Origin of the sequence: Streptomyces sp. JL2001 (assembly GCF_050917515.1) — a bacterium.
GTDB lineage: Bacteria > Actinomycetota > Actinomycetes > Streptomycetales > Streptomycetaceae > Streptomyces.
Genome location: NZ_CP169421.1, coordinates 4,681,019 through 4,697,629 on the forward strand (window position 1 = coordinate 4,681,019; position 16,611 = coordinate 4,697,629).

Consider the following 16,611-nt stretch of genomic DNA (forward strand, 5'->3'; position numbering starts at 1 on the left):
ATGAGCGCGGCGGGAGTCGCGCTGATGCTCGGCGGCGCGGGGATCCTGCTGACCGCCGGCCCCGCCCAGGCGGCCGAGGTCTCGTACAGGACCGAGTGCATACCGCCGTCCATCTCCGGCCTTCCGCCGGTGCAGGGCACCACCAAGGTGCAGATCACCGCGCCGGCGGAGGCGAAGGTCGGCGACGAGGTCGAGGTGGTCTGGAAGACCGTCGAGGCCGCGTCCAAGAACCCCGACGTCCTCGACCTGGAGAAGGACACGGTCAAGCCCACCGGGACGATCAAGGTGGGCGGCGCGGCGAGCGCCACGCTGACCGTCGAGGGGCCGCGGCAGAACCCGGCCATCCCGAAGAACAGCCCGATGATCCTGCCGGACATGAAGGGCAAGCTGAAGCTGGAGAAGGCGGGCGAGATCACGCTGACCCCGGACAAGTACACGATCAACGTCTCGAAACCGCTGTCGACGGACACCAAGTGCTCGCCGAAGGAGACGCCGGCGGCCGGTGCCACGATCAAGGTCTCGGCGGGCGGCGGCGGCGGTTCGTCCGGCGGTACGACGTCCTCCGGCGGTACGACGTCCTCGGGCGGCACCACCTCGTCCGGCGGCACGACGTCCTCCGGCGGTACGACGTCCTCCGGTGGCACCACCTCGTCCGGCGGTACGACGAGCGGTGGCGGGTCGACCGCCGGCGGCACCTCCGGCGGGGGCGGGGGGCAGACCGACTTCAAGGGCAAGGAGGTCGCGGTCCAGTTCGCCTGCCAGTCGCCGGGGCCGGCGAGCATCACCTCCAAGGTGACGATCGACGCCAAGAAGAACGGCGGGAGCTTCGACCTGACCGTCAGGACCGCCAAGGGCGTCATGGACAGCCCCGCCCCGCTCCCCGCCGGGGCGCTCAAGCCCTCGATGGCGGTCAGGATCGGTGGCGCCGACAGCGGCACCGTCACCGTCACGGGACCGGCGAACTCCACCCCGCTGGAGCAGGGCAAGCCGGTCGACCTGCCGGACATGAAGGGCACGTACAAGCCGGGCGCGAGCGGCAAGTCCACGCTCAGCCCCGGCACGCTGACCATCAACGTGTCGCTGGGCGGTTCGCCGATCGTGATCCCCTGCCAGGTCAGGGGCAGCGTCCAGGCCTCCCTCGAACTCGACACGTCCAAGCAGGAGGGCGGTGCGGCCGGCGGCGGCGACGCGGCCGCGGGCGGCGGCTCCGGCTCGGCCGGAAGCTCCGGAGGGCTCGCCGCCACCGGCGCGGAGGACGAGGGCGCCCTGCGCGCGCTCGCCCTGGTCGCGGGCACGGTGATCCTGCTCGGCGGGGCGGTGTTCACCTTCACCCCGTGGGCGCGCCTGCGGAGGTGACGTCCGGCGCGGAACGGCGGAGGGCCGCCGCACCGAATCCGGTGCGGCGGCCCTCCGTGCGTACGGCTCGGTCCGTCGGGTGCGTCAGTGGACGCTGCCCATGAGTCCCTGGACCTTCTTGCGGTACATGTAGATCGCGAAGCCCGCCAGGACCGCGAGTGCGGCCTGCATGGCGATGATCCCCGTGCCGTTGAGGTCCACACCGGCCAGCGAGAGCAGACCCGTGGTGCAGTCACCGGCGGTGACGGCGAGGAACCAGACACCCATCATCTGGGAGGCGTACTTCTGCGGCGCCATCTTCGTCGTGACGGAGAGGCCGACCGGGGAGAGGCACAGCTCACCGATGGTCTGGATCATGTAGATCGTGACCAGCCACATCGGGGAGACCTTGGTGCCGTCGCCCGCCATGTTCATCGGGACGATGAAGACGAAGAAGGACGCGCCGACGAGGACCAGACCCATCGCGAACTTCACGATGGTGTTCGGCTCCTGGTTCTTGCGGGCCAGCCACAGCCACAGCCAGGCGAAGACCGGGGCGAGCGCCATCACGAACAGCGGGTTCAGCGACTGGTACCAGGTGGCCGGGAAGCCGAAGCCGAACACGGTGTCGGCGGTCTTGTCGTCCGCGAACAGCGACAGGGTCGAACCACCCTGGTCGTAGATCATCCAGAAGACGGCGGCGGCGACGAAGAACCAGATGTAGCCGGTCATCTTCGACTGCTCGGTCTTGTCGAGGTCCTTGTCCCGCTTGATGCGGACGAGGACGGCGACCGGGATGATCAGACCGGCGAGGGTGATCGGGACGAGCGCCCAGTTCAGGGTGTAGACACCGAGAGCGATGACGACGCCGTAGAACGCGGCGGCCAGGGCGAAGACCAGGGCGGCCTTGACCAGGATGCCCTTGCGCTCGGCCGGGGACAGCGGGTTCGGGACGATGTTGCTCTTCGGGCTGAGGTTCCGGGTGCCGATGAGGAACTGGACGAGGCCGAGACCCATGCCCAGCGCGGCGAGCGCGAAGCCGAGGTGCCAGTTGACCTTCTCGCCGACGGTGCCGACCACGAACGGGGCCACGAAGGCACCGAGGTTGATGCCGACGTAGAAGAGCGTGAAGCCACCGTCACGGCGCGGGTCGTCCGGGCCGTCGTAGAGGTGGCCGACCATCGTGGAGATGTTGGCCTTGAGCAGACCGGAGCCGGCGGCGACCAGCGCCAGGCCGACGAAGAACATCGCCTGACCGGGGATGGCCAGCGAGGCGTGGCCCGCCATGATCACGAAACCGGCGATGGTGACGGTCTTGCGGGCGCCCCAGACGCGGTCGCCGAACCAGCCGCCCGGCATGGCCATGAGGTAGACCATCGAGACGTACACCGAGTAGATGGCCGTCGCCGTGGCCGCCGTCATGGCGAGGCCGCCACCCTGGCTGCCCGTAGCGGCGTCCGCGCCGCCGGAGACCAGGTACAGAACGAGAAGGGCCCGCATGCCGTAGTAGGAGAAGCGCTCCCACATCTCGGTCATGAAGAGGGTGGCCAGGCCGCGGGGGTGGCCGAAGAACGTCTTCTCGGAACCAACGGTTCCGGTGGAAGTCGTCGTCAGGCTGGACGCCATGTCGATCCTTGCTCTGTCGGGACGCGCGCCTTGTGAGCGTGGTGCGCCCGGTGGGGGAGGCCGGCACCGGCGGGAGCGTTCGCCTCCCGCCGGGATCCACGCCCCGGAAGCGTCGGTGCGCTCCGGGACCCGGCCCACAGGTCGTTCACCGTCTCCGAGGTCGGCTGTGCCCACCTCGTGCAGAAAAGAGACCCTTGGCGTGTGAAGCGAGCCAAAGGTCCCCGATTACCGCTACTGACGTCTCGCCACCATACGACACGACAGTGCCTGAAATGGAAGGACTTGAGAGATGGATCACAGGTGAAATAGGAACCACGGGGCATTGATCGAAGGTCATCAGCAGGATGGCATCCCTGATCCGGAGGGGATCGTCCGGGGCGGTGGATCACGCCCCGGCGCGTGGGCCGTGCGGACTACCATCAGCTCATGACCCGAGTACTGCTGGCCGAGGACGACGCATCCATCTCGGAACCGCTGGCCCGCGCCCTGCGGCGCGAGGGGTACGAGGTCGAGGTGCGGGAGGACGGGCCCACCGCCCTCGACGCCGGACTCCAGGGCGGAGTGGACCTCGTCGTACTCGACCTGGGGCTGCCCGGAATGGACGGCCTGGAGGTGGCCCGGCGGCTCCGCGCCGAGGGTCACACGGTGCCGATCCTGGTCCTGACGGCACGCGCCGACGAGGTCGACACCGTGGTCGGTCTGGACGCGGGCGCGGACGACTACGTCACCAAGCCCTTCCGCCTCGCCGAGCTGCTCGCCCGCGTCCGGGCCCTGCTCCGGCGCGGCGCCACCGAGCCGGTGGCGGCCCCCGCGACGCACGGCGTCCGCATCGACGTCGAGTCGCACCGCGCGTGGATGGGCGACGAGGAGCTCCAGCTCACCGCGAAGGAGTTCGACCTCCTGCGCGTCCTGGTCCGCGACGCGGGCCGGGTGGTCACCCGCGACCAGCTGATGCGTGAGGTCTGGGACACCACCTGGTGGTCCTCGACCAAGACCCTCGACATGCACATCTCCTGGCTCCGCAAGAAGCTCGGCGACGACGCGGCCAACCCGCGCTACATCGCCACGGTCCGCGGCGTCGGCTTCCGCTTCGAGAAGAGCTGACCGGCAGCCGGATGAGCCGACCGGAGCCGGATGAGCCGACCGGGGGCCGGCGGGCGGCGCGGGGCCGTCCTCGTACGCCGCGTCCGCCCGCCGGAGCGCCGTAGGCTCGTCGGGTACCCCGTACCCCCGGCCCGGAGGGCAACGTGCGCCGCCGTCTGATCAACTCCACGCTCGCCGTGGTGCTCGTCGTCATCGCCGTGTTCGGGGTCTCCCTCGTCATCGTCGAGACGCGCACCATCTCCAGCAGCGCCCAGGAGAGCGTGGACTCCGAGGCCCTGCGACTGGTCTCCATCGTGGACAGCCGGCTCATCGGGGGCGAGCCCGTCAACCCCGACATCCTCGCCGAGCAGAGCGGTGCCAAGCGGTACGCCGAGATCACCATCCCCGGCCGCGACCGCATCGAGATCGGCACGCGGCCCGGCGGCAGCGTCATCCGCTCCACCGCCGAGGGCGAGCGCGGCGAGCGCGTGGTCGTCGAGGAGTCCCGGGCCACCGTCACCGCCGAGGTCGGGCGCACGCTGCTGATCATCGGCGCCGTGGCCCTGCTCGCCGTCGTGGCCGCCGTGCTGCTCGCCGTGCGCCAGGCGAACAGGCTGGCCTCGCCGCTCACCGACCTCGCCGAGACCGCCGAACGGCTCGGCTCCGGCGACCCCCGTCCCCGCCACAAGCGGTACGGGGTGCCCGAGCTGGACCGGGTCGCGGACGTCCTGGACGCCTCCGCCGAACGGATCGCCCGGATGCTCACCGCCGAGCGCCGGCTCGCCGCGGACGCCTCCCACCAGCTCCGTACGCCCCTCACGGCGCTCTCCATGCGCCTGGAGGAGGTGGCCCTCTCCGACGACCTCGACACCGTCAAGGAGGAGGCGACGATCGCCCTCACCCAGGTCGAGCGGCTGACCGACGTCGTGCAGCGGCTGCTGACGAACTCCCGCGACCCCCGGACGGGCTCCGCCATCGCCTTCGACCTCGACGAGGTCATCAAGCAGCAGCTGGAGGAGTGGCGCCCCGCGTACCGCAGCGCGGGCCGGGCCATCGTCCACTCCGGCAAGCAGGGCATGCGTGCCGTCGGGACCCCGGGGGCCGTGGCCCAGGTCCTCGCCGCCCTGATCGAGAACTCGCTCATGCACGGCGGCGGCACCGTCGCCCTGCGCACCCGGGTCACCGGCAACCAGTCCGTGATCGAGGTGACCGACGAGGGCCCGGGCGTCCCCGCCGACCTCGGCGCGCGGATCTTCGAGCGGGCGGTCAGCGGCCGCAGCTCCACGGGCATCGGCCTCGCCGTCGCCCGCGACCTGGCGGAGGCGGACGGCGGCCGGCTGGAGCTGCTCCAGCAGCACCCTCCGGTGTTCGCGCTGTTCCTCGGCCGCGAGGTCAGCGGCCGCAAGGACGAGACGGCGCAGCGCCCGGTCCGCTGAGCACGGCCGTCAGGATCGTCCCGGGCCGCCCCGGGACGGCACGGTCCCGGGCGAGGTCAGACGCGGTCGGGCTGCTTGTGGGGCGCCTGCCGCGGCGCCTGCTCCAGGAACGATTCCGCGGTCTGCACGGCCTCGCGCGCCGGGAGCGTGCGGAAGACCCAGGTCCGGTACGACCAGAAGCGGAAGAGCGTCGCGACGGCGATGCCGAGGAACTTGAAGACGTTGCTCTGCAGCGGGGTGTCCCAGCCGAAGCCGTACGTCGCGGCGTACAGGATCCCGTTCTGGATCACCAGGCCGATCACGCTGAACAGCAGGAAGAGCGTCAGCTCCTTGGTCCGGCTGCTCTTGTCCCGGTCCTTGTACGTGAAGTACCGGAAGCCGAGGTAGTTGAAGCCGATCGCGACGACGGTCGCGATGATGCTCGCGCGGACGACCGGCACGTCCGTCAGGTGCCGTACGAGGTTGAACACCCCGAGGTCCACCAGGAGCCCGACACCACCGACCGCGCCGAACTTGGCGAACTCACGCGTGAGCCGGTCGAGCCGCGCGCGCAGTGCGCTTCGTTCACCCATAGTGATCGTTCAGCCCCGTCCGTTCGGATATGTCGACCCAGCCATGCTAACCAGCGTCCCTGTCACCTGCCTGTGGACGTGGCAAACCACGGGAAAAGGCCGCCCGCATGTGCCAAAGCACAGCCGGATGAGGCTCACCGTCTCGTGCGGATACCCTAAGAGGGTGACGTTCCCGGTAGTAGGCATGGTCGGTGGCGGTCAGCTCGCCCGTATGACCCACGAGGCGGGCATCCCTCTCGGCATCAGGTTCAAGCTCCTCAGTGACACCCCGCAGGATTCGGCGGCGCAGGTGGTGAGCGAGGTCGTCATCGGCGACTATCGCGACCTGGCTACGCTGCGTGACTTCGCTCGCGGCTGCGACGTGATCACCTTCGATCACGAGCACGTCCCGACCGAACACCTGCGGGCCCTGGAAGCGGACGGCATCCCCGTCCGCCCCGGGCCCGACGCGTTGGTGCACGCCCAGGACAAGGGGGTGATGCGCGCCCGGCTCGACGAGATCGGCGTGCCGAGCCCCCGGCACCGCATCGTGGCCGACCCGGCCGACGCGGTGGCCTTCGCGCAGGAGGTGGGCGGGTTCCCGATCATCCTCAAGACGGTGCGCGGCGGCTACGACGGCAAGGGCGTCTGGTTCGTCCGCAAGGAGGAGGACGCCCGCGACCCCTTCCTGGCGGGTGTCCCGGTCCTCGCGGAGGAGAAGGTCGACTTCGCGCGCGAGCTCGCCGCGAACATCGTCCGCTCGCCGCACGGTCAGGCCGTGGCCTACCCCGTCGTCGAGTCCCGGCAGGTCGACGGCGTCTGCGACACGGTCATCGCGCCGGCCCCCGACCTGTCCGAGGAGCTGTCCGGCCAGGCCCAGGAGCTGGCGCTGCGGATCGCCAAGGAGCTCGGTGTCGTCGGCCACCTGGCCGTCGAGCTCTTCGAGACCACCGACGGACGCATCCTCGTCAACGAGCTCGCGATGCGCCCGCACAACTCCGGCCACTGGACCCAGGACGGCGCGATCACCTCGCAGTTCGCCAACCACGTCCGGGCCGTCCTCGACCTCCCGCTCGGCGACCCGCGTCCGCGCGCGCCCTGGACGGTCATGTGCAACGTGCTCGGTGGCGACTACCCCGACATGTACTACGCGTACCTGCACTGCATGGCCCGCGACCCCCAGCTCAAGATCCACATGTACGGCAAGGACGTGAAGCCCGGCCGTAAGGTCGGCCACGTCAACACCTACGGCGACGACCTGGACGACGTGCTGGAGCGCGCGCGCCACGCCGCCGGCTACCTGCGAGGAACGATCACCGAATGAGCAGCAGCCCCGACACCACCCCCGTCGTCGGCATCGTCATGGGTTCGGACTCCGACTGGCCGGTGATGGAGGCCGCGGCGCAGGCCCTGGACGAGTTCGAGATCCGCTACGAGGTCGACGTCGTCTCCGCGCACCGCATGCCGCGCGAGATGATCGCGTACGGCGAGGAGGCCGCGGGCCGCGGTCTGAAGGCGATCATCGCGGGCGCGGGCGGCGCCGCCCACCTGCCCGGCATGCTCGCCTCCGTCACCCCGCTGCCGGTGATCGGCGTGCCCGTTCCGCTGAAGTACCTCGACGGCATGGACTCGCTCCTGTCGATCGTCCAGATGCCGGCCGGGGTTCCGGTGGCCACGGTCTCGGTCGGCGGGGCGCGCAACGCCGGCCTGCTCGCCGCGCGGATCCTCGCCGCCCACGACCCCGACCTGCTCGCCAGGATGCGGGAGTTCCAGCAGGAGCTGAACGACCAGGCGACCGAGAAGGGCAAGCGGCTGCGGGCCAAGGTCGAGGGCGCGGAGTCGTTCGGCTTCGCCAAGTGACCGCCGGCGGCGCGGCCGGGTCTGGTCCCGCCCGGGAGCGTCTCGCCGAGGCGCTCGAACTGCTCGCGGACCACCCTGTCGTGGACGGTCACAACGACCTGCCCTGGGCGCTGCGCGAGCAGGCCCGATACGACCTGGACCGCCTCGACATCGGCGCCGACCAGACCGGGTCGCTGCACACGGACCTGGCGCGGCTGCGGGCCGGCCGCGTCGGCGCGCAGTTCTGGTCCGTGTACGTGCCCTGCCGGCTCACCGGGGACGACGCGGTCAGCGCCACCCTGGAGCAGATCGACGCCGTCGACCAGCTCCTCGCGCGCTACCCGGCGGAACTGGCCCCCGCGCTGACCGCCGACGACATGGAGGCGGCGCGCCGGGAGGGCCGTATCGCCTCCCTGAAGGGCGCCGAGGGCGGCCACTCCATCAACGACTCCCTCGCCACCCTGCGGGCCCTGCACACGCTGGGCGTCCGGTACATGACGCTCACCCACAACGACAACACCGCGTGGGCGGACTCGGCGACGGACGCGCCGGGTGTCGGCGGGCTCTCCGCCTTCGGTCACGAGGTCGTCCGTGAGATGAACCGCGTCGGCATGCTGGTCGACCTCTCGCACGTGGCCGCGACGACGATGCGGGCCGCGCTCGCGACCTCGGCCGCGCCGGTCGTCTTCTCCCACTCCTCCTCGCTGGCGATCTGCGACCACCCGCGGAACATCCCCGACGACGTGCTGGCGCAGCTCCCGGCCAACGGGGGTGTGGCGATGGCCACGTTCGTGCCGAAGTTCATCCTCCCCGCGGCGGTGGAGTGGACGGCCCGCGCCGACGAGAACCTGCGCGCGCACGGCCTGCACCACCTCGACACCACCCCGCGGGCGATGAGGATCCACCGCGCCTTCGAGGAGGAGAACCCGCGTCCGGTCGCCACCGCCGCGACCGTCGCCGACCACCTCGACCACATGCGCGAGGTCGCGGGCATCGACCACGTCGGCATCGGCGGCGACTACGACGGCACGGCCTTCACGCCGTCCGGCCTCGACGACGTCGCGGGCTACCCGAACCTCGTGGCGGAGCTGCTGACACGCGGCTGGTCGCGTGCCGACCTCGCCCAGCTGACGTGGTCGAACGCGGTGCGCGTGCTGCGCGACGCCGAGGCGGTCTCGCGCGAGCTGCGGGCGACGCGAGGACCGTCGAACGCGACGATCGAGTCGCTCGACGGCCCCGGCTCCCCGGACTCCGCCGACTCCCCGGACGGGCAACCGTCCTGACGGTCCGACAGCAGAAGGCCCCGCCCCGGCGGGGCCTTCCGCGCGTCCCGGACCCGTCGCCCGGACGGAGCAATCCACCGAGACCCGGCCGGACGGCGGTGGCACGGTGGCCGTACTGCCCCGCGCCTTCGGCGGGGTGGTACTGCATCGCCGAGTTCGGAGTAACACATGGCAGGTCTGCTAGACGATCCCCACACCCTCTCCGCTGTTCCTGCCGCCGCCGGCGAGCTCGGCCCCCCTGAACCACCGCCACCCCTCGACGAGCAGGCACGCGCGCGGGCCCTGCTCGCGGGGCAGCCGGTCCTCGAGGGGCGCACGGAGTTCCCGGCGGGACTCGACCCGGAGGACTTCCCGCCGGCCCGGGCGGAGGAGGCGGGGGCCCAGTTCTGGTCCGTGCGCGTCGGACCCGACGAAGGGGTGGTGGGGGCGCTGCGCCGGATCGACGCGATCCGCGCCCTGGTGGCGGCCTGTCCCGAGGACCTGCGTCTCGCGCACACCACCACGGAGGTCGCGGCCGCCGTCGACCACGGGCGGGTGGCCGTGCTGCTCGGCCCGGTGAGCGCCGACGCGATCGGCGGCTCGCTCGCCACGCTCCGGGCCTACCACGCGCTCGGCGTACGGGCGGTGACGCTCGCCGGCTTCGACCCCTTCGTACGCGACGCGGTACGGGAGATGAACCGTCTGGGCCTGGCCGTGGACCTGTCGGGCGCGGCCCCCGACACCGTCCGGGAGGTCTTGGCCGTGGCGAAGGCCCCGGTCCTGATGACCGAGGCCGACCCGGAGTCGCTGCCGGACGACGTCCTGCGCCTGCTGGGCGCGAACGGCGGGGTCTGCATGGTCCCGGTCGCCGAGGACCCGGCCGTGACGGCCGACGTCCTGGACCGCGTCCACACGCTGGCCGGCCCGCACGGCGTGGGCATCTCCCACCCGAAGGACCGGGCGCAGGGCTACGTTCCCCTCTTCGCGGAGCTGCTCCGCCGGGGCTGGACGGCCCCGGACCTGGTCCTGCTGTCCCACGCCAACGCCATCCGCGCGCTGCGCCAGACGGAGTTCCGCTCCCGCGCGACCCGTCTCCGCGCCGCCTGACCCGTCCCCGCTCCGGCAGGGAAGGGTCCGGAACACAGCCGGTGCCCCGGGCGTCGCCGCCCGGGGCACCGGTTCGTCTCGCGGGGTCCGCACCCGCGGGACTCACGCCCGCGGGCGGCCCATCGCCCGGTACACCCAGCCCGCCTCGCGCCACCGGCCCGCGTCCAGCGCGTTGCGGCCGTCGAGGATCACCCGGGCCCGCACCGCCGCGCCGAGCTCCGCGGGGTCCAGCGCGTCGCGGAACTCGCTCCATTCCGTCAGGTGCAGCACCACGTCCGCGCCCCGCACCGCCTCCAGCGCCGACCCGGCGTAGCCCAGCGTCGGGAACAGCCGGCGCGCGTTGTCCATGCCCTTGGGGTCGTAGACCGTCACCTGGCCGCCCTGCAGGTGGATCTGGCCCGCAACGTTGAGCGCCGGCGAGTCGCGTACGTCGTCCGAGTCCGGCTTGAACGTCGCGCCCAGCACCGCCACCCGCTTGCCGAGGAACGATCCGCCGCCGAGTGCCTCGCGCGCCATCTCGACCATCTGGCCGCGCCGCCGCATGTTGATGGAGTCGATCTCACGCAGGAACGTCAGCGCCTGGTCCGCGCCGAGCTCGCCCGCGCGGGCCATGAAGGCACGGATGTCCTTCGGCAGGCAGCCGCCGCCGAAGCCGATCCCGGCCCGCAGGAACTTCGACCCGATCCGGTCGTCGTAGCCGATCGCCTCGGCCAGCTTGGCGACGTCGCCGCCCGCCGCCTCGCAGACCTCCGCCATCGCGTTGATGAAGGAGATCTTCGTCGCGAGGAAGGAGTTCGCCGCCGTCTTCACCAGCTCCGCCGTCGGGAAGTCGGTCACCACGAACGGCGAGCCCTCCCCGACGGGTCCGGCGTACACCTCGCGCAGCAGCTTCTCCGCCCGCTCGCTGCGCACGCCGGCCACCACCCGGTCCGGGTGCAGGGTGTCCCGTACGGCGAAGCCCTCGCGCAGGAACTCCGGGTTCCAGGCGAGCTCGACCCCTTCCGGCAGCAGCTCCGCCAGTCGCTCCGCCGAGCCGACCGGCACCGTCGACTTGCCGACGACCAGCGCGCCCGAGCGCACCACGCCCGCCAGCGAGGCGAAGGCGGCGTCCACGTAGGACATGTCGCAGGCGTACTCGCCGTGCTTCTGCGGCGTGTTCACACAGACGAAGTGGACGTCGCCGAAGGCGCCGATCTCCTCCCAGGAGGTCGTGAAGCGCAGCCGTCCGGTCGAGCCCTCGATGCCGTCGACGTGCCGGGCCAGCAGGTCCTCCAGACCCGGCTCGTACATCGGCACCCGGCCCGAGGCCAGCAGCTCGACCTTCTCGGGCACGACGTCGAGACCGAGGACCTCGAAGCCCAGTTCCGCCATGGCCGCTGCGTGTGTTGCGCCGAGGTAGCCGGTGCCGATCACGGTGATCTTGAGGGCCATACGGGACTCCATGTGCGTGCAGGCGGAAAATGCCTGCACGAGCATAGTCGGGCCCCGCGAGCGGGGGTTCCCGCCCTGTCGGGAACCCCACCTGGTCGCCGGCCCGCGCAGGTTCTAGCATTTGAGTTACTTAACGGTAGTTAACAGTCAAGGGGAGCTCCAGATCATGGGCAAGGACTTCGACCTGTATCGCCTGTCCGAGGAGCACGACATGCTCCGGGAGACGGTCCGTGCGCTGGCGGAGGCGAAGATCACGCCGTTCGCCGCCGCGGTGGACGAGGAGGGGCGGTTCCCCCAGGAGGCGCTGGACGCGTTGGTGGCGGCGGATCTGCACGCGGTGCACGTGCCGGAGACGTACGGGGGTGCGGGCGCGGACGCGCTGGCGACGGTGATCGTGATCGAGGAGGTCGCGCGGGCGTGCGGCAGCTCGTCGCTGATCCCGGCGGTGAACAAGCTCGGGTCGCTGCCGGTGGTGCTGTCGGGTTCGGAGGAGCTGAAGGCGAAGTACCTCGGTCCGCTGGCCAAGGGGGACGCGATGTTCTCCTACGCGCTGTCGGAGCCGGACGCGGGTTCGGACGCGGCGGGCATGAAGACGCGTGCGGTGCGGGACGGGGACTTCTGGGTCCTCAACGGGGTCAAGCGGTGGATCACCAACGCCGGGGTGTCGGAGTTCTACACGGTGATGGCGGTCACCGACCCGGAGAAGCGGTCCAAGGGCATCAGCGCGTTCGTGGTGGAGAAGTCCGACGAGGGCGTCTCCTTCGGTGCGCCGGAGAAGAAGCTCGGCATCAAGGGCTCCCCGACCCGTGAGGTCTACCTGGACAACGTGCGGATCCCCGCGGACCGGATGATCGGCGCGGAGGGCACCGGGTTCGCCACCGCGATGAAGACGCTGGACCACACCCGGATCACGATCGCCGCCCAGGCCATCGGCATCGCGCAGGGCGCCCTCGACTACGCCAAGGGCTACGTCCAGGAGCGCAGGCAGTTCGGCAAGCCGATCGCCGAGTTCCAGGGCGTGCAGTTCATGCTCGCCGACATGGCCATGAAGCTGGAGGCGGCCCGGCAGCTCACCTACGCGGCCGCGGCGAAGTCCGAGCGGGTCGACGGCGACCTGACCTTCTTCGGTGCCGCCGCCAAGTGCTTCGCCTCCGACGTCGCGATGGAGGTCACCACCGACGCCGTCCAGCTCCTCGGCGGCTACGGCTACACCCGTGACTACCCCGTCGAGCGCATGATGCGCGACGCCAAGATCACCCAGATCTACGAAGGCACCAACCAGGTCCAGCGCATCGTCATGGCCCGCAACCTCCCGTAGCGGAGAGGTGGCCGGGGGGCGCGACGGCGTCCCGCCGGCCGACCGGCCCCGCACGCGCGAAAGGGGCTCCCCGTCCCGGGGAGCCCCTTTCGCGTGTCGTCCCTCCGCGCCCGCGGGCGGTCAGCGGTCCGAGGTGACGGTCACCTTCTCGTCGTTCTGGATCTGCTGCACCAGCTGCTTCACCTTCGGCATGTCCCACTTCAGGGAGCCCTGCGGCGCCGTGCCGGAGATCGGCATGTTCATGGACTTGCCGTCACCGCCGTTGATGCCCTTCATCGCGAAGAACATCTTGCCGAGGTCGTACAGCGACATGTCCTTGTCCACGATCAGCGTGTCCAGGCCCGCGCCCAGCGTCGGGTAGAGCTTGAACGGGTTGAGGATCGTGCCCGGCGTCGCCGCCTGGTTGGCCAGGGCCGAGAGGAACTTCTGCTGGTTCTTCGTCCGGGCCAGGTCCGACTGCGCGAACGCGTACCGGGTGCGGACGAAGGCCAGGGCCTGCTCGCCGTTGAGGGTCTGCTCGCCGGCCTGGAAGTCGGCGCCGGAGTTCTTGTCCTTGAACCCCTTCTCGATGGTCATGTCCACACCGCCGAGCGCGTCCACGATGTTCGCGAAGCCGGCGAAGCCGATCTCCGCGTAGTGGTCGATGCGCAGGCCGGTGTTGAACTCCACCGTGCGCACGAGCAGCTCGGGGCCGTCCATCGCGTAGGCCGCGTTGAGCTTGGTGGCGCCGCGGGCCGCGTACTTCTTGCCGGACTCCGAGCCCACGAAGGAGGGGATGGTGACCCAGGAGTCACGGGGGAGCGAGATCATCGTGTTCCCGCTGCCGCAGGCCGCGAGGATCATCATCGAGTCGGTCCGCTTGCCGGCGGCCGAGCCGGTGTGCAGCTTCTTCTTCTCCTCGGCCGACATGCCCTCACGGCTGTCGGAGCCGACGATCAGGTACGTCGTGCAGTCGCCCTCGGCCGGCCGCTCGATGACCTTGGAGAGGTCGACCTCGTTGCGCATCCGGGAACTGGCCCAGGCGTACGTCCCGATGCTCCAGCCGAGCACCGCGACGACCAGCACGATCGAGCCGATCTTGATCCGGCGCCGCCAGTCGGGGGCCGGACGGCCCGGCTGCGGGGCCGGGTAGCCGGGACCGGCCGGGGGCTGCTGCTGACCGCCGCCGTAGCCGCGCTGGCCGTAGACCTGGCCCGTGTTGTACCCGGAGTCGTACCCCTGGCCGCCGGGGGCCTGCCCGTAGCCGTCGTCGTACTGCGGCCGCTGCTGCGGCTGCTGGGGGACCTGGGGGCGCTGCACGTGGCGCATCACGCGGGCACCCTCGGGCTCGGCGCCGCCGTAGCCGCGGTCGCGATCGTTGCTCCGCCCATCGGGCCAGTCATTCATGCGGTCCAGTGTGCAGGCCGCTCCGGGGGCACCGACAGGGTGGGTGGAGTATCGGGTCGAGGCCGTTGCCAAGCTGATGCAAAGGGGACGGCACCGGTACCCGGCATAAGGTGGAGGGCATGACAGATCAGGGCGATATTCCGGGCAAGCCCACCTCCGCGTCCCGCACCACCCTCAGCCACATCATGACGAGCCACGACACGAACCTGCTGGGTACGGTGCACGGCGGCGTGATCATGAAGCTCGTCGACGACGCGGCGGGAGCCGTCGCCGGACGCCACTCCGGCGGCCCGGCCGTCACCGCCTCCATGGACGAGATGGTGTTCCTGGAGCCGGTACGGGTGGGCGACCTCCTCCATGTGAAGGCCCAGGTGAACTGGACGGGCCGCTCCTCCATGGAGGTCGGCGTCCGGGTCATGGCCGAGCGCTGGAACGAGTCCACCCCGGCCCAGCAGGTCGGCTCGGCCTACCTGGTCTTCGCCGCGGTCGACGCGGACGGCAAGCCGCGGGTGGTCCCGCCGGTGGTCCCCGAGACCGAGCGGGACAAGCGCCGCTACCAGGAGGCCCAGATCCGTCGCACCCACCGACTGGCCCGCCGCCGCGCCATCAAGGAGCTGCGGGAGCGCCGCGCGGCGGAGGGCTACGAGGACTGAGCCGCGGGGCCCCGCCCGGCCCCCCGCGCTGCCGGGAGGCCCGGGCGGCGCACCCCGCCGCCCGGTCCGCGGCCGGGATCACGCCGAGGGGTGTCCCGGCGGGACACCCCTCACGGACACACCACCTGGTCCCCGGTCACCGCGTCGAAGCGACCCGTGGGCTTCTCCTCGGCTCGCACCGCGGTCACCCTCCGGTAGTCCGTGCCGGCCGTCACCCGCATCGTCGCGCCCTGCCCCTTCACCGCCTTCAGCTCCGCCCCCGGCAGCGCGGCCGCCAGCGACTTCGCCGAGCGGTCCCAGCGCGGGTCGTACTCGATCCGGGTCCGGCCGAGCTCCGGCCCGCCGCCCGTGCGCGGGGCGCGCGTGGTGTCGAAGCCCGTGGCGCGCAGGGCGTCGTCCACCCTGCGGCCCAGGCCGTCCGTCCGCGTCCCGTTGTAGACCTGCACGCGGATCGTCTTCGGCGCCACGTCCACCACGACCGTCCGGGCCGGCTTGGCGTCCGCCTTCCGCGGGGTCAGCGGCCGGTCGTCGCGCAGCGCCTCGAAGAGCCGCTGCGCCTCGGGGGCGTCCCACTTGACCGTCGAGCCGATGCCCTTGACCGGGAAGCTCATGTCCCCGATCGGCACGGACACGAACTCCGACGAGGCCGGGGTGAACCCCCGCATCGCCTTGGCGAGCGACAGCAGCTGCTCCGAGCCGAAGCCCTGGTCCGCGCGCACCGAGTTGAGCATCGTCGTGGCGACCTCGCGGAACCGCACCGGGTTGAGCAGCACCCCGCTGCTGGTCGTCTGGTGGATCAGCGCGGCGAGGAAGCGCTGCTGGCGCTGCATCCGGGCGATGTCCGCCGCGCCGTCGACATGGCGCGAGCGCACGTACTGGAGGGCCTGCCCGCCGTTCAGATCGTGGGGGCCGGCCGCCAGGTCGAGGCCGGTGTACGGGTCCTTCATGGGGCGCGGTGTGCAGATCCTCACCCCGCCGACCGCGTCGACGGTCTTCATGAAGCTGGTGAAGTCGACCTCCAGATAGTGGTCGATCTTGACACCCGTCATGCCCTCGACGGTGCGCACGGTCAGACCGGGGCCGCCCTCGGCATAGGCGGCGTTCAGCTTCACCGGGTGCGCGTGGTGCCGCCTGCCCGTGGTCGCGTCGACGTGCTCGGGCAGCTCGGCGTACGAGTCCCGCGGCAGGCTCACCACGCTCGCCCGCTCCCGGTCCTCGGAGATGTGCACGAGCATCAGGGTGTCGGTGCAGTGACAGGGCGCCCCGCCGAGCCGGTAGGCGCGCCGTTCCCCGGGGGTGATCCGGTCGCGCCCGTCGGTGCCCACGACCAGCACGTTCATGCCGTTCCCCGCCCGGGGCCGGTTCTTCATGTCTTTGAAGGGGTCGACCCGGTTGATCCCGGTGTCCAGCCCGGTCACCAGGGCGTGCCCGATGCCCCCCGCGCCGAGGACCAGCACGGACAGGGTCGTCGCCATCCGCAGGCCCCACCGTGGCCGCACGGTCCGTCTGACGCGGCGGCCCGGTGCGGTGCGCACGGCGGCCGGTCGAGGACGGGGCGGGCGGGGCGGTGGGGGCACCGGGGGA

14 protein-coding genes are annotated in these 16,611 nt (G+C 71.5%); 9 read left to right on the forward strand and 5 right to left on the reverse strand.

Translation table 11 applies throughout. The annotated features are described in order from the left end of the window. Positions 1 to 1,356 (forward strand): hypothetical protein, encoded by a 1,356-nt coding sequence (locus tag ACE1OA_RS20920; RefSeq protein WP_432754084.1) that lies wholly within the window; start codon positions 1 to 3, stop codon positions 1,354 to 1,356. Positions 1,357 to 1,440: 84 nt separating this feature from the next. Here ACE1OA_RS20920 and ACE1OA_RS20925 read toward each other — a convergent pair whose 3' ends face one another. Beyond that, complete coding sequence (locus tag ACE1OA_RS20925) at positions 1,441 to 2,961, reverse strand: peptide MFS transporter (RefSeq protein WP_356605892.1); 1,521 nt, start codon at positions 2,959 to 2,961, stop codon at positions 1,441 to 1,443. Between the two features lie 426 nt (positions 2,962 to 3,387). Between ACE1OA_RS20925 and ACE1OA_RS20930 the strand changes: the two genes are divergently transcribed. Both ACE1OA_RS20930 and ACE1OA_RS20935 read left to right on the forward strand, forming a co-directional pair. Beyond that, positions 3,388 to 4,065, forward strand: a complete 678-nt coding sequence (locus ACE1OA_RS20930; protein WP_147978263.1) for a response regulator transcription factor — start codon at positions 3,388 to 3,390, stop codon at positions 4,063 to 4,065. Positions 4,066 to 4,208: 143 nt separating this feature from the next. Beyond that, positions 4,209 to 5,480, forward strand: coding sequence for an ATP-binding protein (locus ACE1OA_RS20935; protein WP_356605894.1), 1,272 nt, complete (start codon positions 4,209 to 4,211; stop codon positions 5,478 to 5,480). 56 nt (positions 5,481 to 5,536) lie between these two features. Here the strand turns inward: ACE1OA_RS20935 and ACE1OA_RS20940 are convergent, their stop codons facing one another. Further along, positions 5,537 to 6,052 (reverse strand): GtrA family protein, encoded by a 516-nt coding sequence (locus tag ACE1OA_RS20940; protein ID WP_356605896.1) that lies wholly within the window; start codon positions 6,050 to 6,052, stop codon positions 5,537 to 5,539. 163 nt (positions 6,053 to 6,215) lie between these two features. On the opposite strand from ACE1OA_RS20940, the gene ACE1OA_RS20945 reads away from it, so the two are divergent. The 4 genes from ACE1OA_RS20945 to ACE1OA_RS20960 all read left to right on the forward strand — a co-directional run bounded on the left by ACE1OA_RS20945 (position 6,216) and on the right by ACE1OA_RS20960 (position 10,239). Further along, positions 6,216 to 7,355 carry a 5-(carboxyamino)imidazole ribonucleotide synthase gene (locus ACE1OA_RS20945; RefSeq protein WP_147978260.1) on the forward strand — a complete coding sequence of 380 codons (1,140 nt, stop codon included), beginning with the start codon at positions 6,216 to 6,218 and terminating at the stop codon, positions 7,353 to 7,355. Further along, a complete protein-coding gene (gene purE, locus ACE1OA_RS20950; protein ID WP_356605898.1) occupies positions 7,352 to 7,891 on the forward strand; it encodes a 5-(carboxyamino)imidazole ribonucleotide mutase in 540 nt (179 codons plus the stop codon). Before ACE1OA_RS20945 ends, purE begins: the two co-directional genes overlap by 4 nt. Further along, the gene (locus tag ACE1OA_RS20955) at positions 7,888 to 9,153 is read left to right on the forward strand and encodes a dipeptidase (protein ID WP_432753203.1); all 1,266 of its coding nucleotides are present in this window, start codon (positions 7,888 to 7,890) and stop codon (positions 9,151 to 9,153) included. Before purE ends, ACE1OA_RS20955 begins: the two co-directional genes overlap by 4 nt. A gap of 168 nt (positions 9,154 to 9,321) precedes the next feature. Then, positions 9,322 to 10,239, forward strand: coding sequence for a membrane dipeptidase (locus ACE1OA_RS20960; RefSeq protein ID WP_356774618.1), 918 nt, complete (start codon positions 9,322 to 9,324; stop codon positions 10,237 to 10,239). Positions 10,240 to 10,341: 102 nt separating this feature from the next. Here ACE1OA_RS20960 and ACE1OA_RS20965 read toward each other — a convergent pair whose 3' ends face one another. Next, positions 10,342 to 11,670 carry a UDP-glucose dehydrogenase family protein gene (locus ACE1OA_RS20965; protein ID WP_356605904.1) on the reverse strand — a complete coding sequence of 443 codons (1,329 nt, stop codon included), beginning with the start codon at positions 11,668 to 11,670 and terminating at the stop codon, positions 10,342 to 10,344. Between the two features lie 166 nt (positions 11,671 to 11,836). Here ACE1OA_RS20965 and ACE1OA_RS20970 point away from each other — a divergent pair, with 166 nt between their 5' ends. Then, positions 11,837 to 12,988 (forward strand): acyl-CoA dehydrogenase family protein, encoded by a 1,152-nt coding sequence (locus ACE1OA_RS20970; RefSeq protein WP_432753204.1) that lies wholly within the window; start codon positions 11,837 to 11,839, stop codon positions 12,986 to 12,988. Positions 12,989 to 13,108: 120 nt separating this feature from the next. Here ACE1OA_RS20970 and ACE1OA_RS20975 read toward each other — a convergent pair whose 3' ends face one another. After that, a complete protein-coding gene (locus ACE1OA_RS20975) occupies positions 13,109 to 14,374 on the reverse strand; it encodes an LCP family protein (protein ID WP_432753205.1) in 1,266 nt (421 codons plus the stop codon). A gap of 119 nt (positions 14,375 to 14,493) precedes the next feature. Between ACE1OA_RS20975 and ACE1OA_RS20980 the strand changes: the two genes are divergently transcribed. Beyond that, positions 14,494 to 15,027 (forward strand): acyl-CoA thioesterase, encoded by a 534-nt coding sequence (locus ACE1OA_RS20980; protein ID WP_356609415.1) that lies wholly within the window; start codon positions 14,494 to 14,496, stop codon positions 15,025 to 15,027. A 110-nt stretch (positions 15,028 to 15,137) separates the two neighbouring features. Here ACE1OA_RS20980 and ACE1OA_RS20985 read toward each other — a convergent pair whose 3' ends face one another. Then, complete coding sequence (locus ACE1OA_RS20985; RefSeq protein WP_356609421.1) at positions 15,138 to 16,508, reverse strand: LCP family protein; 1,371 nt, start codon at positions 16,506 to 16,508, stop codon at positions 15,138 to 15,140. Positions 16,509 to 16,611: the final 103 nt, after the last annotated feature.